Source organism: Ruminococcus sp. NK3A76 (assembly GCF_000686125.1).
Taxonomy (GTDB): Bacteria; Bacillota; Clostridia; order Oscillospirales; family Ruminococcaceae; genus NK3A76.
On record NZ_JMMA01000002.1, the window covers coordinates 849,705 to 876,140 of the forward strand.

A 26,436-nucleotide genomic window follows, 5' to 3' on the forward strand; every position below is an offset into this window, starting at 1 on the left:
TAACAGTTGTGGTGTCGGCTTACGCCGACGAGATGCCCATTCGGGCTGTCAGTCTGACGATTTCAGCTAAGCCGTAGGGCTTGCCAACCCGAAGTGGGCTGTCTTCTTCGTCGTTGTCTTCGTCCTCGTCCTCAACTCAGCGTGTGGGGGTGAACCCGAAGGGGGTGGCGGCAGCTTCGCTGACGCAGGGGGGCGACCGGAAAGCCCCCCTACACCGTAGCGTAAGGATAGCGAGAGACTACCCTTTTAGCTATACAGTGGGGTCAGCTTACCTTCAAGAGCGCTCTCTCGTTCTCAGGGGGTACACGAGGGGCTTTCCGGTCGCCCCTCGACCCTTCGGATATGCATATCCTACGATTTAGATGAAATCGTCCGACTAACAGGCCGAATGGCCATATCGTGCGCCTTTGGCGCACACCCTAACTATTCACTATTCATTCTTCACTATTCACTATTCACTGAGCGCAGCGTTTCCGCTGTTACCTGAAAAAAACTCCCTGCTGCCCGGTGTGGGGCAGGCAGGGGAGTGTTATATGTAGTATTCAGGCTCGGTGGCTTCGTAGTTGCGGCGGCAGCTCTCACGGATCATCAGCCTGCCTTGCAGTTCAAGCCGGCTTACCGTCCTGTGTCCGCCTTTTATCCGGTCAAGTAAAAGCATCAGAGCAAAGCGTACCATCTCGGTCTTCGGGAGCGATATCGTTGTCAGCATCGGGCGTGTGTACTGCGCAGCATCAATGTCGTCAGAGGATATCACCGAGGGAAGATAGTCTCTTATCCTGCGCCTGTCCATGCCCTTTATCATTCCGACCGCCAGAATGTCATTTGCGCAGTAGATAGCCGTCGGCGGGTCGGACAGACCCTTGAAGTATTGCAGCGCCGCCAGACCGTGAGCCTCGCTCGGGGTGGTGTCGTAGATGTGGTCGAGCTCAAGCGGCAGATGCAGCTCGGAAAGCGCCGTCTGATAGCCCGAGAACCTCGCCTCGTTGTGGGTGCCGCCCACAAAGCCTATCTTGGTGTGGCCGAGACGTTCGAGATACATCACAGCCTCTCTTGCGATCCTCGCACCGTCGCACAGCACCTCGTCCACCTCGTTATTTGTCGGGTCACGGTTTATTGACACGATGTTTTTCTCCTTTGCTTTGAGCGCTTTGAGAGCCCTGTGCGTGACCTTGCCGATAACGATGAGCCCGTCAGCACCGGCGGTGTCAGTGAGTATCCTGTCGATGTGAGACTCGATAGCCGGGGATTTTATCCTGCTGTCGGAAAGCTCTGCGCAGCGGACGATGCTGTGTACTATGCAGCCGTTGCTTCGCAGCTCCTTTTCCAAAAACATCAGCAGCTCATCGTAAAACGGATCCGACGACTCAGGGTCAGACCTTGTGAGGACTATATTTATAGCGTATATCTTCTGCTGCGTGCTTTTGCCCGATTTCAGGCTCCTTGCCGCAGCGTTCGGAACGTAACCGATAGCTCGTGCAGCCTCGATGACTTTCTTGCGTGTATCTTCGTTTGAGCATCTGTGTTTCGGGTCGCTGAGTATCCTGCCGACAGTCGAAACTGACACCCCGGTCATTGCCGATATCTCCTTCAGTGACATAAAAACACACCCTTTCCATAAAACATATCTGAATAATATGAATTATAACAGAAGAATTCCGATTTGTCAACTATGAAATTGTAAATTATTTTAAATGCCGATAGCCACAATTCTCAGTTAACAGTTAACAGGTAACAGGTAACAGTTGTGGTGTCGGCTTACGCCGACGTATGCCCATTCGGGCTGTCTTCGTCTTCGTCCTCAACTCAGCGTGTGGGCATATCCCCGAAGGGGGTGGCGTAGGCGAAGCCGGAGCAGGGGGGCGACCGGAAAGCCCCCCCTATCCGTAGCGTAGGGATAAGCGAGAGACTGCCCTTGAAGGCCAGCCCGTTTTCTTTGTCGCTTTTAGCCATATTTCCCCACCTAAATTTGTAACATCACACAAACTTTCCCCTTTTCAAAAATTTCTCTCTCACTTGTTGCATCAAACTATGCAACAAATGCCCCTTTTTGCGCTATTAGTAGAAGGACTTTTTTCTTCAATACTAAAAAAAGGAGTAAAAAAATATGGCAGAAAAGAGAAATGAACATAAGAGCTTTGTGATGTATAACGACTGGGGCAATAGCTTGCAGGAATTCGAGGACGCTGAACTCGGCCAGCTGCTAAGAGCGATCTATGCGTTCACCACAGCAGGCGAGGAGATAGAGCTTCCCGATAGGTCGCTCAGAATTCTCTTTAATATGATGAAAGAATGCTTTATCCGTGATTCAGAAAAGTGGGAAAACGTCTGCGAGAGAAACCGCATAAATGCAAAAAAGAGATGGTCAAAAAATGCAAGCGTATGCGACCGCATACAATCGGATACCAAAAATGCCGATAATGTAAATGACAATGTTAATGTAAATGATAATGTAAATGTAAATGACAATGTTAATGTTACTGTTAATGAAGATGTAAATGAAAATGTCAATGAGACTGTCACTGTTAATGAAGAAGACACTGTCAATGAAATGTCTTCTTCCCTGTCGTCTTCGTCGTCTTTGTCGTCATATCGTGAAGATTTTTCCCGTGTCATTTTTTCTGACGAGGACAAGGAGGAGCTTTTCAATATGTCCGACCGTCAGCAGATCGAACGCTACATTGACCGCATATCTGCCTGGCAGCAGGAGAACCGTCGCTTTATGAAAGACCCTTGCCGTACAATCAAGAAGTGGCTTCGTGAAGACGGCAGGAAGCCGGGTTACTATGACCGTGGGTACTCGGGGTACTCAGGCGGTTCATACGGCTACAGGAATCGCAGCGAAAGTGAAAGGGAGAAGATAGACAGGGAAGCGAAAGAGCTTGCAAGGCGAGTAGCGGAGTTTGAGGCTACGCTGGATTTTGACACGCTTTCAACCTGATTGCTTTCAAGGGTAGTCTCTCGCTATTCCTACGCTACGGTAGGGGGGCTTTCCGGTCGCCCCCCTGCGTCAGCGGAGCTGCCGCCACCCCCTTCGGGTTCACCCCCACACGCTGAGTTGAGGAAGAAGACGAAGACAACGACGACGAAGACAGCCGCTTCGGACTTGCCGTTCCTCGGTCACATATTGCCCGAATGGGCATAAGCGGCGCAAGCCGCACCTCAACTATTCACTATTCACTATTCACTATTCACTGAGCGAAGCAAGGCAACGCCGAGCGAAGCGTTTCCGCCCGAATGGGCATCTCGTCGGCGCAAGCCGACACCACACCTGTTACCTGTTACCTGTAACCTGTTACCTGAAAAAAAGCGCCGCCTTTGCTTGGCATTACGCTTTGCATCGGCGGTGTTTTTATTTCAGTGAATTTGAGATGGAGGTCAGCTCGTGAAGACAGGCGGCTTCGACTTTTTGTACCATCGCCATCGAGCAGACTAACGGCTCGCCATCGACGGCTTTGACGCTCGTCATGTATTCGGTCGTCAGATGCTCGACGTATCGGCGCAGCCTGACGGTGTCAACAGTGCCTATCGCAAAGCATTCGCCCTTTTTTATGTCGGGGAAAACCTCGTCGTACAGCCACTCTCCTGCGAGCTTGTTGTTGAAGCGGTAAAGCTCCTTCCATTTGAGGTCACGCAGCTCCTCGGGCTTGGCACCGAGCGTTTCAAGCGCTTTGAACATCTCCGGCTGGGCTATCTCGTCCCAGTAAATGTCCGTTAAAATGTGCAGTAAAAATCCTTTGAGATGATCTTCACGCCCTGCCCACTTTGCGTGCTCTTTTGTAAAGAACGAGCGCACGTTTTCTTTCCATTCCTCGTAATCAAGGCTTCTCAGGTGAGCCGGGTATCTTATCGACTGGTCAGCAAAGCCGTCGATGTTCACAGCATCGGGTGATACAGCCCCTATGTAGAACTGTCCGTTATTTTCCACTTTTAACTTTTTCTTAAGGTCGTAGGCGACCCTCAGATGTACTACGGCCGACGGCATACTTACTTGTCCTCCAGTCCTTTCAGGGCTTTTAGCTCGTTGCGGTCAAGCCTTATCACAGCGTCCTTGATAAGCTCGACCTCGTCCTTCCCGAGCGTGACTACAGCATCAGTCTTGTCCATTTTTATGGTCAGTTTTCCTGTGAGCAGGTTCGAGTCGGTGACAACGCCACGCCCGTCGGCAGTCCTGACTATAGCACCCACCTTCGGGGTGGTCTTCAGCAGGTCTTCGTAGGCCTCCTGCTCGTATTTCAGGCAGCACATAAGCCTGCCGCAGGTGCCGGATATCTTTGTAGGATTGAGTGAGAGCGACTGCTCCTTCGCCATTTTGATAGACACCGGCTGGAACTCGCCCATAAACCTCGAGCAGCAAAACTGCTGGCCGCATATGCCAAGGCCGCCGAGCATCTTTGCTTCGTCCCTGACACCTATCTGCCTGAGCTCGATCCTGGTGCGGAAGACGGACGCCAAGTCCTTTACCAGCTCTCTGAAATCGACCCTGTTTTCAGCCGTGAAGTAGAAAAGCAGCTTGTTGTTGTCAAATGTACACTCAACGTCCACGAGGTTCATCTTAAGCCCGTGGGCGGCTATCTTTTGCTCGCATATCTTAAATGCGTCAGCTTCTCTGAGCTTGTTTTTCTCTATCTGCTTAAGGTCAGCCTCAGTTGCGACCCTTATCATCGGCTTGATGCTGCCGAAGTTGTCGGGATCTATATCCCTGTCAACGAGCACAGCCTCGCCGCACTCGATGCCCTTCACCGTCTCGACGATGACCTTATCGCCTATTTTCACCTTTACCCCCTTGGGGTTGAAGTAGTAGACCTTTCCCACGCTTTTAAAGCGTACACCTATTATTTTCAAGGGTTTTCCTCCGTTCTGTTACAATGCATAATGCTTTTTACAATGCATAATGCATAATGCATAATGCATAATGAATGTATCGGCTGCGCCGTTTATTGCAAGTTTCGCTTTGCGAAACTTGGCTGTCTGCGTAAGCAGACGAGCCCCATATCGGGCGATTTTTATCGTTCATACTCTCAGGGTTCATGCTCTCAGGAATGATACGGCCGTCAGTATCAGCATACAAACTATAAGTATTATATCACCTGCAAAAATGATCTTTGAGGCTTTCATCTTTTCATTGTATGTAAACAGCTTGCTTATTATAAGTGCTGTCAAAAACGCACCAAAGCCCAGCGGGTATTTATATTTCAGCGGACTTACGATATTGGAATACGCAAATACTCCAAACCCGAAAAGAAAAAATACCCATGCCAATATACGGGCTGTCATTTTTGCTTTTTTGTTCATCAATGTGACCTCTTTCTCAATGCACAATTGAGGTATGATGCCCGTCAGGGCGGTCATGTTTAAAATACGCTTTTAAAGCGTACACCTATTATTTTCAAGGGTTTTCCTCCGTTCTGTTATTCATATATGTTTTAAAGTCGATGTCTGCTGTCAGGTAATGCTCGCACCTGTCAAGACATTTCTGTATTTGTTCATCATCTGCTTTTTCATTCAGCAGCTCCTCTATCTCAAAGTCCTTTCTTATCGGCTTCAGGCAGCGGTAGAGCATAAGCGCATATTCTTTTTCGTTGTCCGAAAATATGTACTCTTGTGAAGTAATACACAGCACCCTGCGGATTTTATATATCTCGCTCTCAAAATCCCGGCTGAAATTCTCTCTGAAAATGTAATTGAGAAAAACCTCTCTGCCGCTGATATTCATATCAATAAGCCCTGCAAAATTACTTTCATCGTCAACGAGCAGATTTGTAGAGTTTAAGTCTGCCTGAAAAACGGAAGTCGGCAGGGTGGGGTAGACCTTTTCAAGCTGTGCTCTGTTGTCAAGCCACAGCTGAATTATCCGCCTTACCTGCGCCTGAAACTTATCGGGTAGCTTTTGTGCCTGCGCTTTCCACTCCTGCGCCTGCTCTGTCACCTCGTCGGTCTTATCGCTCGGGCAGAAGCGCTCAAACAGGCAGTAGCCCGACGGGAACGGCGCAAAGTCAAAATGCTTTGCCGCCGCCTTTGCAGTCAGCAGCCACTTTGCACGGGATATCTCGCCTGTCTCTCTGTCGCCGTCAAAGTCACGCTCCTGCAGCAGACGGTATTTTGCATATTCCTCTGCATAAGCCACACAGCTGTGACCATTATACTCAGCACAGGGGAAGCCACCGCTTTTATCTGTGTAAATTTTAGGACAGTAGCAGCCGAGGGCGTTGTATTCCTCCGATATTCTCTGCCATACCTTTATTCTTTCGGGCGAGGTGAAATCATTGTCGCTCAGCTTTATAACGAGCCTTGACCCGTCATCTGCCGTGAATATCAGCGTGCAGCGAAAATCCGTCTCGCCCTTGCCTGTTTCTATGATCTCTATAGACACCGGCTCTTTGTCCGAAAAGAGCGCAAATATATCTTTCAGTTCTTTTTTGTTTGCAATATCCATATTTAAATATTCTAAACATTTGCCATGCAAGCGCACAGCGAATTTATCACAAGTGTTTTTGAGCAGTTGCGGTCAAGGCGGCTGATATATTCGTTTATCAGCCGGTAGAGCTTATCGCTGCGTGTCTTGCCGTATCTGGCACCGAGCTCTTTTGCGGCATTCTTTGCACAGCTTATCAGCTCACCGCCGACTGTTGACACGGCGCTGTCTCTTGCTACAAGGCTAAGCTGCGTAAGCGTCAGACGAAGCTGCCCCTTTTTGCTGTCGCAGTCGGTGAGGGCTTTGAGCAGCTCGTACTCATCACCACGCAGCAGGCTGTCAGCTATCGCACGGGCATTCTCTGTCGCCGTGTATATTGCACCCTTTTCGAGGTATTCTATACAGCTGCCTATATTGCCGCCGAGCGACTGTGAAGCAGAAGCTATCTCGCCGTAGTCGTATTTTTCAAGCGAGCCTATATACTGCGCACATTCCTCACCCGTGCAGGGAGCAACGCTTAAGCACACCGTCCTGGAAAGGATAGTCGGCAGGAAAACCTCTCTCGAATCGGCCGTGAGTATCATCACGACATGGTCGGGCGGCTCCTCGATGAGCTTTAGCAGGATATTCTGCACCTGCTCACCTGTTATCTTCGAGCGGTCAAAGTCCGGGATAAGATAGATTTTGAGCCTGCCCTCGTTTGGTGCGACCACAGCGTCAGCGACGACCTCTCTTATCTCCTCGACAGGGTAGTTGCCGTTGTCGTTGGGCTTCAGGGTCATAAAGTCGGGGTGTATGCCGTCTTTTATCATACGGCAGGTACGGCACCTCTCACACGGCACACCGTCGCCCCTCTCGCAGAGCATCGCAGAGGCGATATACTTAGCCGCAGTCTTTCTCCCGAGCCCGTGCTCGCCTGTTATCATGAGCGAATGGGGTTCACGCCCCTTTTGTATCATCGAGCGTGTCAGGCTCTTTATATGCTCATTTCCTGCAAGCAGCATATCACACCTGCTCGAAGCGTTCTATATCGGTAACGAAGATAGTAGCGCCGCCGATAGTTATCTCCATAGTAGACGCAGGGTCAGCAGCACCGCCCATAACGGAAGCAGCGCTCACCGTCTGCTTTCTCTTTTTACAGTACTGGCGGCATATCTCGATGACCTTATCGACCATTGTCTCATCGCAGCATATCATATATGTCGTATTGCCCTTCATAAGGAAACCGCCTGTAGTAGCGAGCTTTGTAGCCCTAATACCTGCATCGCCGAGCCCCTTGCTCACGGCATATGTATCGTCGTTATTGACTATTGCATATATCAGTTTCATAAAATTCACCCTCATTTATGTACATATACAACTATTATAGCACATCTTACCGGAAAATGCAAGCAAAAATACACATCTGCCAAAGGCTGGAAGTTTCAGCCCCTGTGCAAGATTTCACACACCTTTCACTTGAAAAATCCGTTGATATGTGGTATAATGTAATAATGCAGAATTAAGAATGCGGTAACGCTTCGCTCAGTGAATAGTGAATAGTGAATAATGAATAGTGAATAGCCCCGGTGCGGCGCTTGGTCAGTTAACAGGTAACAGGTAACAGGTAACAGTTAAGGTGCGCCTGCGGCGCTTATGCCCATTCGGGCGGAAACGCTGCGCTTAGTGAATAGTGAATAGTGAAGAATGAATAGTGAATAGTTAAGGTGTGCGCCGCAGGCGCATATCCGAAGGGTCGAGGTGGCGCATGAGCCGACAAAGCCGGCTCGAAAGCCCCTCGTGTACCCTATGGGAGCGAGAGTGCTCCCTTGAAGGTAAGCACCCGGACGCTTTAGCTCACGGCGAGGGCTTTGCTTATTCCTACGCTACGGGTAGGGGGGCTTTCCGGTCGCCCCCCTGCGGCAGCGGAGCTGCCGCTCACCCCCTTCGGGTGAATAGCCTACAGCTTAGACGAAGAAGACGAAGACAGACACCTTTCGGGTGCAAAGCCTGCGGCTTAGCTGAAATCGTCGGATTGACAGGCCGAATGGCCATCCGTCCGCCAACGGCGGACACCTTAATTATGCATTATGCATTATGAATTATGCATTAAAAAAGGCATTGTGAATTGATAAAGGAAAGGAATCGTGCTACAAGTGGGAGCAGACAGCATAAAGAAAAGAAAAGCCGGCTCGGTCGGGGCGGCAATAACGGCGGTGCTTTGCTCGGTGGCTGTGGGCGGAGGATTTGCAGGGTATTTCTACTATCAGGCAAACTATTCCGACGGCTGGCATACCGATAAGGACGGCAACCGCTTCTATATAGTGGGTAAGGGCGTGCGTGCTATGGGCTACCAGACTATAGATAACGCAGACTATATCTTCTCCGCCGACGGCTTTACACAAAGCGGCTGGCAGGAGTATGAGGGCTATACCTACTACCTCGACGATGCAGGCGTTATCCAGCGCGGCGAGACTGAGATAGACGGCGAGATGTATTACCTCTCTCCCGAAACAGGTATATTCAGAACAGGCCTTGTTGATCTTAACGGCTCGGAGTATTTCTTTGACGACCACGGCTTTACATTCGACGGCTTCTCGCAAAGCGGCGATGACCTGTTTTACTATAACACCTCAGGCCAGAAGCTCAAAGGCTGGGCTAAGATAAACGACAACCAGTATTATTTCCTTGAGGACGGCACGATGGTCAAGGGCTTTGTCGATATCGACAGCATACCCTACTACTTTGAAGCCGACGGCAAGATGCACTACGGCTGGCTCGACCTTGACGGAAAGAAGTATTACTGCGATGTAAACGGCGTTGTCTGCAAGGGGTGGATACTCATCGGCAAAGACCTCTACTACGGCGACGACGAGACAGGCGAGATATTCTTCGGCTGGCACAAGATAAACAAGGAGAAATATCACTTCGGGGAGGACGGCAAGCTCACAAAGGGCTGGGCTGACATCGACGGCAACAGGTATTTCTTTGAGGAGAACGGCCAGATGGCCAAGGGCTGGATACAGCAAAAGGGCAAGAAGTATTACCTGAAAGAAGACGGCTCGGCGGCTCTGGGCTTTACCGAGATAAATGCGCATACTTATTATTTTAACAGCAAGTACCAGCTGCTCACAGGCTGGCAGACGATAGAGAAGAAGGACTACTACTGCGGCAAGTCGGGCGTGCTCAATGTGGGCTTTATGTGCGTTGATGACAAGTATTACTACTTCGACAAGCACCACGTCCTGATAAAGGGCTGGCACGACTACAACAAGCACACAGACGACCAGAAGCAGAAGGAGCAGGACTTCTTGACAAAGATAAAGTACGAGGCAAAGACCAAGAAGGAGCCTGAGAAGTACGATTACAAGCCGGAGGACAAGACCTACGACAAGCTCGAATTCGAGGCCTTTGAAAAGCTCAAAAAGAACCTTTTCAAGCTCGGCTATACAGATGAGAAGACGGGCGTTGTGGCGCAGGGCTTTATGACAGTTGACGGATACACCTTCTACTTTGACGAGACGACAGGCGAGAAATACCTCGGCTGGCAGACGATAGAGGGCAAGAGCTACTACTTCGGCGACTTCGGCATTATGGCAACAGGCGAGCTTAAGATAGGCGACAAGGAATACGCCTTTGACAGCGACGGCGTGCTGCCCTCGGGCTTTGTAAAGAAGGGCTCGGACGTTTACTACTACGAGGACGGCCTGCCTGTAAAGGACGTTATCAAGTCGGAAAACGGCTATTACTACTACTTTGACGAAAAGGGCAAGGCGGTCACAGGCTGGCATATCATCAAGAAGAACCTGTTCTGCTTCGGCGATGATCGAAGACTTAAGCTCGGCGTTCAGAAGGACGGCAGCAACATCTACTACTGCACCCTAAACGGCGTTGCGAAGAATACCTGGGTGACGATCAACAGCTCGACCTACTACTTCGGCGCTGAGGGCAAGGCTGCAAAGGGTGTCACCAAGATAGACGGCGTGCTCTACGGCTTCGGCGACGACGGAAAGCTCTTAAACGGCATGAAGACAGTCGGCGGCAAGAGATATTTCTTTGACAACGGCGCTGTGGTAAAGGGCTTAAAGAAGATCGACGGCTATGTATACTGCTTCGGCGACACGGGTGCTGTCAAGAAGGGCTGGGTGACATACAACGGAAAGACCTTCTACTGCGGCGAGACAGGCAAGGTATACACCGGCTGGAACACGATAGACGGCAAGCGCTATTACTTCAACGAAAAAGGCTCGATGCAGCGCAGCAAGAAGGTAGACGGCGTAAAGCTCGGCGCTGACGGCGTGGCTTCATAAGAACCTGCCGGATATCCTTGACAATCAAAGCAAAATATGGTATCATATCATAAAAGAAATACGGGGAGGTCAAGACCTATGAAAAATGATTTCGATTATCTGTGGACAGACAAGAAAAGGACACTTTTCGGCCTGCCGATATCATTCACAAGATATTTTCTCACTGAGGAAAAGTTTATAACCAGAAGCGGCTTTTTAAGCATCACTGAGGACGAGTTCGACCTCTACAGAGTGACCGACAAAAAGCTGAAGCTCTCGCTCTGGGAGAGAATGTTCAAATGCGGCACTATCATGGTACACGTCAAGGACGTCGATACCCCTATCAAGGTCATCGACTCGGTAAAGGAGCCAAGAAAGGTATTAAACCTTCTTGAAACTCACATCAACATCAACCGTGACAAGTACAAGATCAGAGGCCGTGACATGGTGGGCTCGGGCGGCGAGTTCCTGCATGAAGACGGAGATTTCATGTAATGGCGCTCGATAAAAAAGAGCTTGCAGAACTTAATTTTTCATTTACAAGGCTTGCAGCAGCCGACAAGCCCGTCCTTATCTACGGGACGGGCAACGGCTGTGAAAAGCTGTTTTTTGTTTTTGAACGCTTCGGCATCAGGCCGGCAGGCATTTTTGCAAGCGATGATTTCAAGCGTGAGAGGAGCTTTCACGGCTTTGATGTTTTAAGCCTGAGTGAGGCAGAGGAGCGGTATGGTGATTTTTACGCAGTGCTTGCCTTTGGCACATCGCTCCCTGACGTTATGGAGCGCATAGAGGGGATAGCAAAGCGCCACACGCTCATTGCCCCCGAGCTGTCTGTGGCTGATGACAGCTTTTTTGAAAAGGCCGTTTTTCTGGACGATTACAAAAGCGTTGAAAAAGCCTATTCTCTGCTCTGTGATGATAAGTCAAGAGAGGTGTTTGAAGACCTCTGCCGATTCAAGATAACGGGCGATATCAGCTATCTTAAAAAGACATTCACCGCACCATCTAAGAGCTGCACGGACATCATAAACCCCACCGCCGATGAGATAGTCTGCGACCTTGGTGCATACACAGGCGACACGGTGGACGAGCTGCTGTCTCACACCGGCGGAAAGTACAGGCACATCTACTGTTTTGAGCCGGATATGCGCAATTTCCGAAGGCTCGTAAGGTCGCACCTGACGCTTGACAACACAGACTTTATAAACGCCGCAGCGTGGGACAGTGACACGCAGCTTTTCTTCTCTGCATCGTCCGGCAGGCAGTCAGCAGTCTCGGACAAGGGCAGGATCGTAAGCGGCAGGAGCCTTGACAGTTATCTTGACGGCAGGGAAGTGACATACATCAAATACGACGTCGAGGGCGCAGACGTTCAGGCGCTGCTCGGCAGCAAAAAAACGATAGAAAAATACAGTCCAAAAATCTGCACAGCAGCCTATCACAGGCCGTATGATTTCTACAGGCTGATACTTCTGCTTGATACCCTCCGCCCCGGCAGCCGGATATACCTGCGCCAGTACCCCTACTACCCCTCGTGGGAGACGAATGTGTTTGCGGTATGAAACAGGAGAAACGCTTCGCTCAGTGAATAATGAATAGTGAATAGTGAATTGAACCTGTCAAGTTTTCTGCACACATAAAGTTAATAAAACTATTGATATCAGCCAATAGAAAGCTTTTCATTTCTGAGCTCATATGGCGTTTTTAAGCCGTTTGAGCTGTGATAACGATGTGTGTTGTAAAAGCCAAAGACGTATTCAAATATTTTTAGCTCGGCTTCCTTCCTCGTTTTGAACCTACAGCCATGTACACAGGCATTTTTGACCGTTGCCCAGAAGCTTTCCATAGGTGCATTGTCATATGGCACACCGCTTCGAGACATGCTTTGGATCATATTGTACTTATGAAGCTTGTTTTTGTATGCATTGGAAGCATATTGCACGCCTCGGTCAGAATGGAACAGCAGTCCTTCGCCCGGCTTGTATTTTTTGAATGCCTGATCAAGCGAATCGATCATCAGCTCCTGCGTGTGTTTGCTGCTAAAGCTTAATCCGACACAATCACGTGCACATAGGTCTATTATCCCTGCTGCGTACAGCCAGCCTTCGTCTGTCCATATGTAAGTGCTGTCTCCGCACCACTTTCGGTTTGGCTTATCAGCATTAAAATTGCGGTCAAGAAGATTTTCTGCAACTTGATACTTGTGCCTGCTGTTGGTCGTTGCCCTATATTTTTTGCATTTTTTCGGGTACATATTTCCTTGACGCATCAGCCTTCCGACTTTCCCCTCACTCATCGGGTATCCGGCTTCTTCAAGTGCTTTTTTCATACGCACTCTGCCATACTCCTCATAGCTTTCAGCGAAGATCGTCTGCATTTTCTCTACAAGCTCCAGATCTTCTTTTTCTTTGTTGCTGCGAGGGTTTTCCTTTCGGTCATAATATGATCTTGTACTTATCCCGAGAGTCTGACATACCAGATTGATCGGATATTTATCCAATCCTCTCGCCCGCAAGTCATCTATCTTTTCTTTGACTCTTGCTCTGCCTGATATGCCGCAACTTTTTTTAAGATCTCTACCTGCATCCTGAGCTTTTCGTTTTCTTTCTTCAATCGCCTAAGTTCTGCATCCTGCGGACGCTGTTTCCCACAGCCTACAAATGCATCCTCGCCGTACTTTCTGTACTCTCTGCGCCATGTGTAGATCGTTTGCTCCGGTATTGCGAATTTTTCGGATAACACTTTCACAGATATGTTATCTTTGAAGTGCAGTTCCATGATCTTAAATTTGAATTCCCGACTGTTTTCTCCATGTGTGCTCATTTGAAGCCAACTCCTTTTTTTATATTATATCATTATTAACTTCAAATGTGTAGTTTTATTATACAGGTTCAATTAATTATGCATTATGCATTCTTAATTCTGCATTTTAATAGCAACTGCCTGTTGCTTGACGGCTCAACCTACAGGTGATATAATAAGCACAAGGAGGGATAAGTATGGAAACAAAGGATATGATCTTACAGCTCAGGACAAAACACGGTCTTTCTCAGGATGAGCTTGCACAGAAGGTATTTGTCACCCGTCAGGCAGTCTCACGCTGGGAAAACGGCGACACAGTTCCGAACACTGATACGTTAAGACTTCTCTCTGAGGTCTTCGGCGTGTCGATAAACGCTATTTTAGGCGAGCCGTCGCAGCTTATCTGCCAGTGCTGCGGAATGCCGCTTGAAGAAGACATTATAAGCATCGGCAAGGACGGCAAGCCTGATACCGACTACTGCAAGTGGTGCTACGCCGACGGTGAGTATATGTACAGCGACATGGACGACCTGATAGACGTATGCGTTAAAAACTGGCCGGGCAATGATCTTACAGACGAGCAGAAAAGGTCGCATCTTAAGGGCTTTCTGCCGACGCTTGGTTACTGGAAGAACCACAGCGAGCTTGCAAATGACGGAGCTTTTGAAGACTTCAAACGCCGGCTTGTCGATGAGATAAACGCACTCGGTATTCCCGGTATGCCGAAAGTGGACAAGCTCAATGCCCTTGTCGGCAGCTATGTTGATCTTGCGTATCCGCTCCCGAGCGGTGCGGCGGTCAGCTTTCTTGACAAGAGTGCGACATACCTCGGCAATCAGCTCGAATCCGCAGACGGCCGCTGCTTCGGTGTGCTTGCAAATGCGGAGTTCATTCTCATCAGCACATACGGCGAGAAATGCAAAGACCCCGAGCTGCTGCTTTACAAAAAGAGATAACTCTTTTTGCAGTTAACAGTTAATAGTAAACGGCTTAGGTATTGGCGTGTGAGTCGGACGATTTAAGCTAAGTTGTTAGATTTGCACCCGAAGGGGGTGGCGTAGGCGAAGCCGAAGCAGGGGGGCGACCGGAAAGCCCCCCTACCTGTAGCGTGAGCAAAGCGAGAGACTACCCTCGAAGCTATTTAGTTGGACTAATCACCTTCAAGGCGGTTCTCTCGCCCTCAGAGGGTACACGAGGGGCTTTCCGGTCGCCCCTCGACCCTTCGGTAGCACGGCCGAATGGCCATACGTCGCCGTGAGGCGACACCTCAACTGTTACCTGTTACCTGTTAACTGTTAACTACAAAAGCGGCCTTGCGGCCGCTTTTGTTTTAGCTGTTCATGGCAGTTTTCATGCCGTTTACGAATTCGCCTACTGCCTTCGGGCAGTTTGTACCCTGCTGTGCTACGATGTTGACGATGGCAGAGCCTATGATGACGCCGTCAGCATACTTTGATATCTTCTTTGCCTGCTCTGCGTCCGAGATGCCGAAGCCTATGCAGTAGGGGCAGTAGTTGCCCTCCTTGAAGGGGGTCAGCAGCTCGTCGAAGTTGGTGGTTATCTCTTTTCTCGTGCCGGTAACGCCCAGCGAGGAAACAACGTATACAAAGCCCTTTGACTCCTCGGCTATCATCTTGATGCGCTCCTTCGAGGTCGGGGCTACGAGGTTGATGTTGTAGATGCCGTATTTGTCGGCTGTCTCCTGGATCTCGTCACGCTCCTCAAACGGCATATCGGGAACTATCACACCGTCTATCTGATAAGCCTTGCAGTTTTCAAAGAAACGCTCGGTGCCGTACTTGTAGATCGTGTTTATGTACATCATCAGAAGCAGCGGCTTGTCGGTCTTTTCCCTCAGGCTCTTTACAAGGTCGAATATCTTGTCAAGCGTTGTGCCTGCATTTAGTGAGCGAAGCGATGCTCTCTGTATTGTCGGCCCCTCAGCTATCGGGTCGGAAAAGGGAACGCCGAGCTCTATTATGTCAGCGCCCTTGTCAAACATTTCGAGAACTGTCTTTTCGGTCGTCGCCATGTCCGGGTCGCCGGCTGTTACGAATGTTATAAGTGCCTTTTTGCCCTGAGCTTTCAGCTGCTCAAAGCATAGATCTATCCTATTGCTCAACGAGATCGACCCCCTTGTATTTTGCTATCGAGTATACGTCCTTGTCGCCTCTGCCCGAGAGGTTTATGACAAGTATCTGGTCTTTGTTCATCTTTGGTGCTATGTCAAGAGCCGCAGCAACAGCGTGTGCAGACTCGATCGCCGGGATAATGCCCTCGGTGCGTGAGAGGTATTCAAAAGCCTCGACTGCCTGCGCATCGCTTATCGGCACATACTCAGCCCTGCCTGTTTCTTTCAGGTATGCGTGCTCAGGGCCTATGCCCGGGTAGTCAAGACCGGCGGAGATAGAGTATACAGGCGCTATCTGGCCGTATTCGTCCTGTAAGAAAAGCGACTTCATGCCGTGGAAGATGCCAAGACTGCCGTTTGCCATGGTAGCTGCATTGTCGGGCGAGTCAACACCTCTGCCGGCTGCCTCTGCGCCGACAAGACGCACGCTCTTGTCCTCAATAAAGTCATAGAAAGCGCCCATAGCGTTCGAGCCGCCGCCGCAGCAGGCAACTACGCAGTCAGGCAGCCTGCCCTCTTTAGCGAGCATCTGCTCCTTTATCTCCTCTGAGATTATCTTCTGGAAATCCCTTACCATTACGGGGTAGGGGTGCGGGCCCATGACAGAGCCTATGCAGTAGAATGTCGTGTCGATGTGCGAGCACCAGTCACGCATAGCCTCGTTTATAGCGTCCTTGAGGGTAGCTGTGCCTGAGTCTGTGCCTGTTACCTTGGCACCTAAGAGGTTCATTCTGTATACATTGAGCGACTGTCTTCTCATGTCCTCAGAGCCCATGTATACCTCGCATTCAAGCCCCATAAGAGCGCATACCGTAGCTGTCGCAACGCCGTGCTGGCCTGCACCTGTCTCGGCGATTATGCGCTTTTTGCCCATTTTCTTGGCAAGCAGCACCTGACCGAGCACGTTATTTATCTTGTGAGCGCCTGTGTGGTTTAAGTCCTCACGCTTGATGTATATTTTAGCACCGCCTAAGTCTTTGGTCATTTTCTCGGCGTAGTAGAGCATAGAGGGGCGGTTTGCATAGTCTCTGTAAAGCGCTTTGAGCTCCTCCTTAAACTGCGGGTCGTCTTTGAATTTATCGTAAGCAGCTTCAAGCTCGTGAACTGCCGTCATAACAGTCTCGGGAACATACTGTCCGCCGAACTGCCCGAATCTTCCGATATTTCCCATGTTACGTTTCCTCCTTTATGAGTGAGATCATCCTGCGTATCTTGTCATCGTCTTTAAAGCTGTCTGTCTCGACCGAGCTTGATATGTCAAGCCCGAAGGGTCTAAGCTCTTTAGCAAGCGTTACGGCGTTTTCTACATCTATCCCTCCTGCAAGCAGGAAAGGCTTACTAAACTCTGCGGCCATGATAACAGCCGTGTCAGCCGTCTTGCCTGTGCCGCCTGCAACACCTTCAACAAAGCTGTCGATAAGCAGCCTGTGGGCACTGAGCCTGTCGGCGGCTTCTATGTCGGCGGCGGTCTTTGCCCTTACCGCCTTCCATATCTCGCCTTTAAAAAACTCACGCAGCTGTGAGATGTATTCATCGTTTTCATTGCCGTGCAGCTGTATCACATCAAGGTAAGGCGCAAAGCTGTCTCTTAAACTGTCGATAGGCTCGTTTACGAACACGCCGACTGACTTTATACCCTTATCAAGCTGTGAAACAAGCTCCTTAAAGTCCTCTGCCGTGATGCTTCTGCGAAAGCCCTGCGTTAGTATAAACCCTGCGTAATCAGGCCTGTGCCTGTTGACTGAGAGAATGTCCTCAGCCCTGCGCAGGCCGCATATTTTTACCTTTACGCTCATTTTTACACGCCCTCACGAAGCTTAAGCAGCTTGCCGCCTATGCTGTCAGCCCTCATCAGCGTTTCGCCTATGAGCACCGCGTCAGCGCCGTTTTTGCGAGCCTGCTTCATGTCTGCGTTATCCCTGATGCCGCTCTCTGATACGAGCACTCTGTCATCAGGCACGAGAGATGCGAGCCGCCTTGTCGTGTCAAGGTCAACTGTGAAGTCCTTAAGGTTTCGGTTGTTGATGCCTAAAAGGTCAGCGTCAGTTTTTAAAGCCCTTTCAAGCTCATTCTCGTCATGAACTTCCATGAGCACCTCGAGCCCGACCGAATGTGCAGCGAAAGTGTACCTTTCAAGCTGCTCGTCGTCAAGTATCGCACAGATAAGCAGCACAGCGCTTGCACCTAAGAGCCTTGCGTGGTAGACCTGAAACTCGTCTATCACGAAATCCTTGCGCAGCACGGGTATATTCACACGCTCTGTGATGCTTTTAAGATAATCGTTGCTGCCCTGGAAGTAGTGCTCCTCAGTCAGGCAGGAGATAGCGTTCGCACCGCAGCGCTCGTATTCAAGAGCTGTCTCCAAAGGCATAAAATCAGGCTTTATCAGCCCCTTTGAGGGCGATGCTTTCTTTACCTCTGCTATGACCGAGAGCGTGTCACGCTTAAGCGCTTGTCTGAGCGAATATGTCTTCAGGCCGCAGCTTAAAGCAAGCTCCTTTGCGTTATCGCCGATAAGAGCTTTTTCACGTTCAAGCTGCTCACGTCTTTTTAATGCTATATCGTCAAGTATCATCTGTTAACCCTCGTTTGAAAGCTCTGCAAACATTTCAAGTCTCTTAAGAGCCTCGCCGCTGTCGATGCTCTGTCTTGCAAGCTCGATGCCGTCCTTTATCGTGTCTGCCTTGTGTGCTACATAGAGTGCGCAGCCTGCGTTTAAGAGAATGATGTCTCTCTTGGCACCTGTTATGCTGCCGTCAAGCACGCCCTTGGTGATAGCTGCGTTGTCCTTTGCCTCGCCGCCTGTAACGTCTGATTTGTTGTAGCGTTTAAGACCGAAATCCTCAGGGCATATCTCGTACTTGATTATCTTGCCGTCTCTTACCTCGCATACAGTTGTCGGAGCGGATATGGATATCTCGTCAAAGCCGTCCTGGCCGTGAACGAGCATAGCGCTTTTGACACCGATGTTCATGAGCACCTTTGCCATGTTTTCAAGCAGCTCGTCGCTGTATGCACCGAGCAGCATATACTCAGCCTTTGCAGGGTTTGCCAAAGGCCCTAAGATGTTGAATATGGTTCTTACGCCTATCTGTCTTCTTGTAAGGCCTACAAAGCGCATTGCGGAGTGATACTTCTGCGCAAAGAGGAATGTGTAGCCTGCTTCGTTTATCAGGCTCTTTGCCTTGTCAGGCGAGAGGGAGATGTTGCAGCCGAGAGCTTCGAGCACGTCTGCCGCACCGCTCTTTGAAGAAACGCCCCTGTTGCCGTGCTTTGCAACTGCCTGGCCTGCGCCTGCGATAACAAAGCCCGAGGTAGTCGAGATATTGAAGCTGAACGAAAGATCGCCGCCTGTGCCTACTATCTCTAAAACAGGTGTGTCGGGGATAACTTCGGTCATGTTCTTTCTCATGCCCTTTACAAAGCCTGTTATCTCGTCAACATTCTCGCCCTGGAGCCTCATTGCTGTGAGCAGGCAGGCTATCTGAGCGTTTGTTGCCCTGTCGTTCATGATGATGTCAACAGCCTCAAAGCTCTCCTGCTCAGTCAGGTGCTCGCCCTTGTCAACTACCTTTCTTATAAACTTTACAAGCTCTGTTCTCTCGCCGTCGGGGATAGAGGGGAGAGCAGCCTTTGTAGTCTTGACACCGCAGATGTTAGTGAGGAAGTTGTCTATCATCTTCATGCCTGTATCTGTCAGTATGCTCTCGGGGTGGAACTGCACACCGTAGGTCTTGTGCTCTCTGTGCTGAAGTGCCATTATCTGAGCTGTGTCGTCAGTTGCGATGACAGACAGGCAGGAGGGCAGCGTAACGCTGTCAGCCACGAGCGAGTGATAGCGTGCAGCCTTTATGCTCTTTGTAAGCCCTGCAAAAAGAGGGTTGGCTGTGTTTATGCTTATCTCTGTCTGCTTGCCGTGGAGCTGCTCTTTTGCGTGTATTATCTTTCCGCCGAAGGCCTCAGCTATTGCCTGGTGGCCAAGGCATACGCCTAAGATAGGGTATTTGCCGCTGAATCTCTTTATAAGCTCCTCGCAGATGCCTGCATCAGCAGGCCTGCCGGGGCCGGGGGAGAGGATAATGCCCTCGGGAGCGAGCTTTTCTATCTCGTCAAGAGTTATCTCGTCGTTTCTCTTTACCTCGATGTGGGGATAGAGCACGCCGATAGCCTGATAAAGGTTGTAAGTGAAGCTGTCGTAATTATCTATCATCAGTATCATGGTGTATCGTCCCTTTCAGTTGTTACTTCACGAATTTATCCAGGAATGTGCTGTCGGTAAAGTAGTCGATACCTATTGCGGCCCTTACCTCTGCTACTGTCTTGTTTGATATCTCGACTGCACGCTCGGTGCCTTTTTTGAGTATGTCGAGCAGATACTGCCTGTCGCCCTCAAACTGTGCTCTGCGCTCTCTTATCGGCTTAAGGGTCTCCTGCATCACGCTGTTTAAGAGCTTTTTGCACTTCATGTCGCCAAGGCCGCCCCTGCGGTAGTGCTCCTTCATTTCTTCGAGCGTCTTGTAGTCGGGAGCGTATTCCTGTATCATCTCGTCTGTGCAGAAAGCATCGAGGTATATGAACACCGGGTTGCCCTCTGTGTGGCCGGGGTCGGAAACGTTTATGTGTGTCGGGTCGGTGTACATACTCATGACCTTTTCCTTAAGGGTCTTCTCATCGTCCTTAAGGTAGATGCAGTTGCCGAGAGATTTTGACATCTTTGCATTGCCGTCGATGCCCACAAGCCTGTTGCAGCTCTCGTTGTCAGGGAGCACAGCCTGCGGCTCAACGAGTATCTCGCACTTGTATATCCTGTTGAATGATGAAACTATCTCTCTTGCCTGTTCGAGCATCGGCAGCTGGTCTTCACCGACGGGGACGTACTTTGCCTTGAAAGCCGTGATATCCGCTGCCTGCGAGATAGGATATGTCATAAAGCCTACCGGGATAGAGCGCTCAAAGCCACGCATCTTTATCTCGTTCTTTATTGTGGGGTTGCGCTCTAACCTTGACATAGTAACAAGGTTTGAGTAGTACATCGGCAGCTCGTAGAGTGCCGGGATATGCGACTGCACGAAGATGTTGCACTTCTCGGGGTCAAGCCCTGCTGCGAGGTAGTCAAGAGTTATGCCCAGGATGCTCTCTCTTATCTTCTCGGGGTTCTCTGCGTTGTCTGTGAGCGCCTGTAAGTCTGCGATCATTATAAAGGGGAGATACTTGCCTGTGTTCTGCATCTCGACTCTCTTTCTGAGCGAGCCTACATAGTGCCCTAAGTGTAATGACCCTGTCGGTCTGTCGCCTGTTAAGATTATTTCCTTCTCGTTTGCCATTTTGATTTACCCTCCATATATCTTATAGCTTGTTAGCTTCTTTTATCGCATTGATTACTGCCATCGACTTGTTTACCGACTCCTCATATTCCTTCTCGGGGTCAGAGTCGGCAACGACACCGCCGCCTGCCTGAACGTAAGCCTTGCCGTTTCTGAAAAGCACTGTTCTTATAGCTATGCAGGTGTCGATCGAGCCGTCGAACGCAAGATAGCCGACCGTGCCGCCGTAAAGGCCACGCTTTGTAGTTTCAAGCTCGTCGATTATCTCCATAGCCCTTACCTTGGGTGCGCCCGAGAGCGTTCCTGCCGGGAGGAGCGCCATGAGAGCATCAAGAGGTCTCTTGTCATCAGCAAGCTCACCTTTTACAGTCGATACAAGGTGCATTACCTTTGAGTAGCGCTCTACAGCCATATACTCTGCAACACTCACACTGCCGAAGCTGCTCACCTTGCCGACATCGTTCCGGCCGAGGTCAACAAGCATCGTGTGCTCTGCTCTTTCCTTGGGGTCATTAAGGAGCGTCTGCTCATTTTTCTTGTCCTCATCGTTAGTAAGGCCGCGCTTTATAGTGCCGGCGATAGGCTTGTTTACTATCACGCCGTCATTTACCGACACGAGCATCTCAGGCGATGCGCCTGCTATAGCATAATCCTCGTGCGAGAAGTAGTAAAGGTAAGGCGAGGGGTTTGTAGTTCTCAGCATTCTGTAAACATCAAAGCTCTCGGGCGGCTGGTCTACCTCAAATCTCTGCGAGGGGACTACCTGGAAGATATCGCCCTCTCTGATGTATTCCTTGGCCTTCTTTACATTTGCAAGATACTGCTCCTTGGTGATGTTTGATTTTACTGTGAGCTCTCTGTTCTCGTTCCTGGGAGCTCTCTCCCCCGGAGTGTAGCTTCTTAAAACTTCGATTATCTCCTCAGCACGCCTTGTGCAGGCTGCATACTGAGCTTCAATGTCGCTCTCGGTGTTGATGTTTAAGATTATTACAGCCTTGTTTGAAAGGTGGTCGTAGGCTACCAGCTCGTCAAAGATGTGCAGGTCGATGTCGGGCATACCGAGGTCGTCCTTCGGGGGAGAGGTGAGCGTCTTTTCATAGTAGCGCACGCAGTCGTATGCAAAATAGCCTATCAGGCCGCCTGTGAGCTTGGGATAGCCGTTTATCCTGGGCGAGCGGTGCTCATCGAGTATGCTCTGCAAAAAGTCCTTCGGGTCAGCTATCTGAGCATCACGCTTTGTGCCGTCAGCCTTCTTTACAGTCGCAGTGCTGCCGTTTATGATTATCTCTTCCTTGGGGTCGATGCCGACATAGGAATAGCGCCCCCACTGGTCTTTGTTGTCAACTGATTCAAGTATGAAGCAGTTTTTGTATCTTTCATGCAGGCAGTTAAAAAGCCTTATCGGGGTGAACTGGTCAACAAGCAGCTCATAGAACACGGGAACTGTCTTGTATTCTTTCAGCAGCTCTTTTACTGTTTCGATCTCTGGAAATAACATATTGATTTGCTCCTTTCAATTTTAAGGCAATACCACACGACCAATGTGTGTCAGATACGCAGACAGATTTTTCGTCAGATCACCTGAATTTGACGCAGGCGGGCTACCGCCCGGCAAGGAGAATTTGGGCGATATGACGGAAAATATGCAAGCAGATGACATACAAAGGCGCAGCCGGTGGTCGTGCGGTGTTGCCTTAGGGCAATAAAAAAAGCCCTAACGCCTATAGCAGACTGCTATGGGACGATAGAACCGTGGTGCCACCCAAATTCCGGCACTTAAAGTGCCGCTCAACCGAGTACTTGTTGTTAATGTATGCATTAACAGCGCCATACCCTCTCACACTAACGTAGGAATACACGGCGAGTGATACTCACAAAACGCTTTCACACCGCTCCTCACAAATCCATTCACACTTGCCGCCTATGTATCGGCATCACACCGCCGCCGACTCTCTGAAACACTCTTGCAAGGCTACTTACCTTTGCTCACAGGATTTTAAAAATATTAACTTTAAACCTATTATATGCCTTTTGCCCCGATTTGTCAATAGTCTTGCTTATTAATTTTTTATGAACGCAAAAGATTTTTCCCAAATATCCCGATATTTGTATTGATTTTTTGGAAAAGAGAGTGTATAATAAAATATGTATAGTTCGTTTTTGGCTTTGTGAAGCTGGTCAGACACCGGACGCCTTTGCAATGCACAATTATAATGCAGAATTAAGAATGCATAATGCATAATTGTGATGTCGTGTCTTATCGGCAAAGCCGATAAGAAGAAAGTTTTGCTTTGCAAAACATTTCCCTGCGGCGTATTATGCCCATTCGGGCGTTTCTTTCCGGCGGCTTGGCTTAAGATCGTCAGGTTGACAGGCCGAATGGCCATAAGTCCGCCAAAGGCGGACACCGCAACTGTTAACTGTTAACTGTAAACTGTTAGCTTTACCTATAGCAGCAAAAAGCGAACAAATATAATCAAGTGGGAGTGTTATAATGAAAATATCTCCGAACAAGCGGTATAATACCGTGGCGTTCTATGCGACTATCGTTATAGCCATAAACGTGGTGCTCGTGGCGGCACTGTTAAAGGCTGATACGATAATGGATTTCCTTGACAAGTGCGTCGCTGTTATGAGCCCGATAACATGGGGTGTCGTCATCGCATTTCTGATGAACCCTATCATGGTGAGGACAGAGGGCGTGCTCAACAAGACGGTGTTCAAAAGCAAGCCCAAGCCAAAGGCTTCAAGGGCGATAGCTGTAGTGACGGCCTGTCTGATATTCGCAGGCATCATAGTCGGCCTTGTGTGGGTAGTCGTGCCTGAGCTTTTAAACAGCGTCAGCGAGATAATCGACAACTTCTCGAGCTACGCCGACACGGCGCAGGACTGGGTGATGAAGCTCTTTAAAAACAACAAGCACGTTGAAAAGGCGCTCACCGACACGATAAAGAAATTCACCTCGGATTTCGGCACGACGCTGAACGAGCTCCGCCCATACATCAACGATATCCTCTCGGGTGCGTGGGATTTCATAAACGTTCTCAAAGACTTCGTGCTCGGATTTATAGTTTCTATCTATCTGCTTTTCTCAAAGGAGACGCTCTTTGCACAGGCCAAGAAGATACTCATATCCATCTGCAAAAAGAGCACCTATACAAAGCTCATAAGGCTCTTCAAGAAGACAAACAGCGTTTTCTCGGGCTTTATCGGCGGCAAGATAATAGACTCGTTTATCATAGGCGTGCTCTGCTACATCGGCCTTATGATAATGAATATGGACTATGCGCTGATGATAAGCGTTATAATAGGCGTTACGAATATCATTCCCTTCTTCGGCCCCTTTATAGGAGCTGTGCCGTCGGGCATATTCATTCTCCTCGTTCAGCCGAACAAGTTTATAGCACTTCTCATATTCATCTTCGCACTCCAGCAGTTTGACGGAAATGTATTAGGCCCCAAGATCCTCGGCAACTCAACAGGTCTTCCCGGCTTCTGGGTGCTCGTGTCGCTGTTTATCGGCGGCGGCTTATTCGGCTTTGCAGGCATGGTGCTCGCAGTGCCGGTATTCGCACTGTTCTATGCTCTCGTGCGTGAGGGCGTTGAGAACACTCTCAGAAAGAAGAACCTGCCTGTTGACACCAAGCACTACTTCGGCGACGACCTTGAAAAGATATACGGCCGCCCGAGAAAGAGCGTGCCTTTCACTCAGGAGGAGCTTGAAAACATCGTTATCCCCTCGATAGAGGAGGCAAACGAGGCAACGCAGGGATAAGCGCTGCTTTAAAAGAATAAAGAATTAATAAGAAATAACAATAGAGGTACCGGCTGCGCCGATGATATTCAACATCATCTGACGCAAGTCGGTATCTTTTTTATAAGTATTTTCCAATTCACAGAAAATTTATGCTTTTCACTACAAAATCAACACATATATGAGATATACTATCTATTGTGTTATTATATCGTGAAAACAACAAAAGAAAGGAAATATATATCATGCTTAAAAGATCATTGGCATTTACTCTTTCGCTGCTCGTTGCAGCGGTATGCTTTGCAGGGTGCGGCAACGGCTCGTCGTCAGATGCAGCATCGGGTGACAGCACATCATCATCTGCTGAGAGCCAGACAGACAGCACCTCAGGCGGCGACAGCTCGACAGCAGACAGCACAGACGGCTCCTCGACAGAGGAGAAGACCCACCCCGAGGCATCGCTTACTATCGACGGCGAAAAGGTCGATACATCTGACCTCATTATGCTCACAGTTGACGGCATAGATATCGACTTTGATACATTCAGATATTACTACTACTATGTGCTCAACGTATACAGCCTGACACCTGACACTGTTACAGAGGACGTTTTCCCTGATGTGCTCAGCAACACGGTGAACCAGCTCAAGCAGGAATTCGTGACCCACAAGATAGCAAGGGAAGAAAAGATAGAGCTCGACGAGGAAGACAAAAAGAATATCGAGAATGATATAAGCACTATCAAGGGCCAGTATGAATCCGAGGAGGCTTTCGTTGAGGGCATGAAGGATTACTACCTCACAGAAGACGTGCTCAGGTCAATGGAGGAGATGACAGCTCTTTACCAGAAGGTATATGCTAAGGTGCTCACACACGACGGCAAGTATGCTATCAAGGAAAAGGATTTCAGAAAGCTGCTAAAGGACAAGGACAACTACGCAAGAGTAAAGCATATCCTCATTCCTTACTACTCGCAGGCAGAGCTTGACGACGAGACACAGAAGCAGTTTGACTCGCTTGACCTTGCATCAAAGAACGGCCTCAAACAGCAGGCATACCAGCAGCTCAACGACGCTGACCAGGAAAAGTGCCAGAAAGCAGCAAAGAAGGTCGCTGACGAAGTTCTTCAGAAGGTCAAGGACGGCGAGGATTTTGACAAGCTGATAAAGGAATACGGCTGGGATTCCGGCATGGAAATGGAGTCTTCAAAGGACGGCTACTTCGTGACACCTGATACCAAGTTCGTTCAGGAATTCAAGGATGCTTCATTCAAGCTCAAAGAGGGCGAGTATACCGAGGAGCTCGTGGTCAATCAAAGCTACGGCTACTTCATCATAAAGCGTCTGCCGTTTGATGATGAATATGTTGATGCTCACATCGACTCGATGAAGGAGGAGTACGACAAGGCCAACATCAAGTCGCTCTACAACGAGCTCATGGAGGAAATGGACGTAAAGCTCTCCGACACATACAGCAAGCTCACATATCAGAGCATAAAGTAATAAGACATTCACCCCGGGGATAATATACCCCGGGGTGTTTTTGTCATTTGGTAATCAATAGTATGATGTTTTAACATTTTGTGCAAATATAATTCACAGGGAGTTAGTTGAAACCTGTCGGGATTTGTTATACAATTTATTGAGAGAGGGGAGAGCTTTACCCTTTTTGTGATAATATGCAATTATATTAATATATTACCCCGTGGACGGCAGATGCGTCCCGGGAATTTTAAGACGAAGTAC

The 26,436-nt window shown here is 49.3% G+C and carries 23 protein-coding genes; 7 read left to right on the plus strand and 16 right to left on the minus strand.

From position 1 onward, the window contains the following. Positions 1-529: 529 nt before the first annotated feature. Complete coding sequence (locus tag CD05_RS0103935) at positions 530-1,597, minus strand: LacI family DNA-binding transcriptional regulator (RefSeq protein WP_028509390.1); 1,068 nt, start codon at positions 1,595-1,597, stop codon at positions 530-532. 507 nt (positions 1,598-2,104) lie between these two features. On the opposite strand from CD05_RS0103935, the gene CD05_RS19490 reads away from it, so the two are divergent. Next, positions 2,105-2,938, plus strand: a complete 834-nt coding sequence (locus CD05_RS19490; protein WP_028509391.1) for a DUF6291 domain-containing protein — start codon at positions 2,105-2,107, stop codon at positions 2,936-2,938. Positions 2,939-3,349: 411 nt separating this feature from the next. Here the strand turns inward: CD05_RS19490 and CD05_RS19495 are convergent, their stop codons facing one another. The 6 genes from CD05_RS19495 to CD05_RS0103975 form a co-directional block, all read right to left on the minus strand. Further along, a complete protein-coding gene (locus tag CD05_RS19495) occupies positions 3,350-3,982 on the minus strand; it encodes a hypothetical protein (RefSeq protein WP_051588814.1) in 633 nt (210 codons plus the stop codon). A 2-nt stretch (positions 3,983-3,984) separates the two neighbouring features. Then, positions 3,985-4,842, minus strand: a complete 858-nt coding sequence (locus CD05_RS0103955) for a stage 0 sporulation family protein (protein ID WP_028509392.1) — start codon at positions 4,840-4,842, stop codon at positions 3,985-3,987. A gap of 183 nt (positions 4,843-5,025) precedes the next feature. Beyond that, positions 5,026-5,292 (minus strand): hypothetical protein, encoded by a 267-nt coding sequence (locus CD05_RS0103960; RefSeq protein WP_028509393.1) that lies wholly within the window; start codon positions 5,290-5,292, stop codon positions 5,026-5,028. 94 nt (positions 5,293-5,386) lie between these two features. Continuing rightward, a complete protein-coding gene (locus CD05_RS0103965; RefSeq protein WP_028509394.1) occupies positions 5,387-6,433 on the minus strand; it encodes a phosphotransferase in 1,047 nt (348 codons plus the stop codon). An 11-nt stretch (positions 6,434-6,444) separates the two neighbouring features. Then, positions 6,445-7,416 carry a DNA polymerase III subunit gene (locus CD05_RS0103970; protein ID WP_028509395.1) on the minus strand — a complete coding sequence of 324 codons (972 nt, stop codon included), beginning with the start codon at positions 7,414-7,416 and terminating at the stop codon, positions 6,445-6,447. A 1-nt stretch (position 7,417) separates the two neighbouring features. After that, the gene (locus tag CD05_RS0103975) at positions 7,418-7,741 is read right to left on the minus strand and encodes a cyclic-di-AMP receptor (RefSeq protein ID WP_028509396.1); all 324 of its coding nucleotides are present in this window, start codon (positions 7,739-7,741) and stop codon (positions 7,418-7,420) included. 806 nt (positions 7,742-8,547) lie between these two features. Here CD05_RS0103975 and CD05_RS0103980 point away from each other — a divergent pair. From CD05_RS0103980 to CD05_RS0103990, 3 genes are all read left to right on the plus strand, one after another. Continuing rightward, entirely contained in the window at positions 8,548-10,701 is a 2,154-nt protein-coding gene (locus CD05_RS0103980; protein ID WP_028509397.1) for a hypothetical protein, read from the plus strand. A gap of 78 nt (positions 10,702-10,779) precedes the next feature. Further along, the gene (locus CD05_RS17415; protein WP_037322789.1) at positions 10,780-11,175 is read left to right on the plus strand and encodes a PH domain-containing protein; all 396 of its coding nucleotides are present in this window, start codon (positions 10,780-10,782) and stop codon (positions 11,173-11,175) included. Next, on the plus strand, positions 11,175-12,242 hold the full coding sequence (locus CD05_RS0103990) for an FkbM family methyltransferase (RefSeq protein WP_028509398.1): 1,068 nt from the start codon (positions 11,175-11,177) through the stop codon (positions 12,240-12,242). The genes CD05_RS17415 and CD05_RS0103990 overlap by 1 nt, the downstream gene beginning before the upstream one ends. 98 nt (positions 12,243-12,340) lie before the next feature. On the opposite strand, the gene CD05_RS0103995 is transcribed toward CD05_RS0103990, so the two are convergent. Both CD05_RS0103995 and CD05_RS0104000 read right to left on the minus strand, forming a co-directional pair. Next, entirely contained in the window at positions 12,341-13,195 is an 855-nt protein-coding gene (locus tag CD05_RS0103995; protein ID WP_242841229.1) for an IS3 family transposase, read from the minus strand. Positions 13,196-13,200: 5 nt separating this feature from the next. After that, positions 13,201-13,503 (minus strand): helix-turn-helix domain-containing protein, encoded by a 303-nt coding sequence (locus CD05_RS0104000; RefSeq protein ID WP_028509370.1) that lies wholly within the window; start codon positions 13,501-13,503, stop codon positions 13,201-13,203. Between the two features lie 176 nt (positions 13,504-13,679). Here CD05_RS0104000 and CD05_RS0104005 point away from each other — a divergent pair, with 176 nt between their 5' ends. After that, positions 13,680-14,438 (plus strand): zinc ribbon domain-containing protein, encoded by a 759-nt coding sequence (locus CD05_RS0104005; RefSeq protein WP_028509400.1) that lies wholly within the window; start codon positions 13,680-13,682, stop codon positions 14,436-14,438. A 374-nt stretch (positions 14,439-14,812) separates the two neighbouring features. On the opposite strand, the gene trpA is transcribed toward CD05_RS0104005, so the two are convergent. The 7 genes from trpA to trpE are packed head-to-tail and all read right to left on the minus strand — an operon-like array spanning position 14,813 to position 22,435. Next, positions 14,813-15,604 carry a tryptophan synthase subunit alpha gene (gene trpA / locus CD05_RS0104010; RefSeq protein WP_051588815.1) on the minus strand — a complete coding sequence of 264 codons (792 nt, stop codon included), beginning with the start codon at positions 15,602-15,604 and terminating at the stop codon, positions 14,813-14,815. Beyond that, the gene (trpB, locus tag CD05_RS0104015; protein WP_028509402.1) at positions 15,594-16,784 is read right to left on the minus strand and encodes a tryptophan synthase subunit beta; all 1,191 of its coding nucleotides are present in this window, start codon (positions 16,782-16,784) and stop codon (positions 15,594-15,596) included. The genes trpA and trpB overlap by 11 nt, the downstream gene beginning before the upstream one ends. 1 nt (position 16,785) lies before the next feature. Further along, entirely contained in the window at positions 16,786-17,409 is a 624-nt protein-coding gene (locus CD05_RS0104020; protein WP_028509403.1) for a phosphoribosylanthranilate isomerase, read from the minus strand. Positions 17,410-17,411: 2 nt separating this feature from the next. Continuing rightward, positions 17,412-18,188, minus strand: a complete 777-nt coding sequence (gene trpC / locus CD05_RS20525) for an indole-3-glycerol phosphate synthase TrpC (RefSeq protein ID WP_037322790.1) — start codon at positions 18,186-18,188, stop codon at positions 17,412-17,414. A 3-nt stretch (positions 18,189-18,191) separates the two neighbouring features. Beyond that, positions 18,192-19,832, minus strand: a complete 1,641-nt coding sequence (locus CD05_RS0104030) for a bifunctional anthranilate synthase component II/anthranilate phosphoribosyltransferase (RefSeq protein ID WP_028509405.1) — start codon at positions 19,830-19,832, stop codon at positions 18,192-18,194. A 22-nt stretch (positions 19,833-19,854) separates the two neighbouring features. Further along, entirely contained in the window at positions 19,855-20,937 is a 1,083-nt protein-coding gene (gene trpS, locus CD05_RS0104035) for a tryptophan--tRNA ligase (protein ID WP_037322791.1), read from the minus strand. Between the two features lie 22 nt (positions 20,938-20,959). Further along, positions 20,960-22,435 (minus strand): anthranilate synthase component I, encoded by a 1,476-nt coding sequence (gene trpE, locus CD05_RS0104040; protein ID WP_028509407.1) that lies wholly within the window; start codon positions 22,433-22,435, stop codon positions 20,960-20,962. 996 nt (positions 22,436-23,431) lie between these two features. Here trpE and CD05_RS0104050 point away from each other — a divergent pair. Next, a complete protein-coding gene (locus tag CD05_RS0104050; protein WP_028509409.1) occupies positions 23,432-24,712 on the plus strand; it encodes an AI-2E family transporter in 1,281 nt (426 codons plus the stop codon). Between the two features lie 224 nt (positions 24,713-24,936). Next, on the plus strand, positions 24,937-26,193 hold the full coding sequence (locus CD05_RS17420) for a peptidylprolyl isomerase (RefSeq protein ID WP_051588816.1): 1,257 nt from the start codon (positions 24,937-24,939) through the stop codon (positions 26,191-26,193). Positions 26,194-26,436 lie beyond the last annotated feature (243 nt).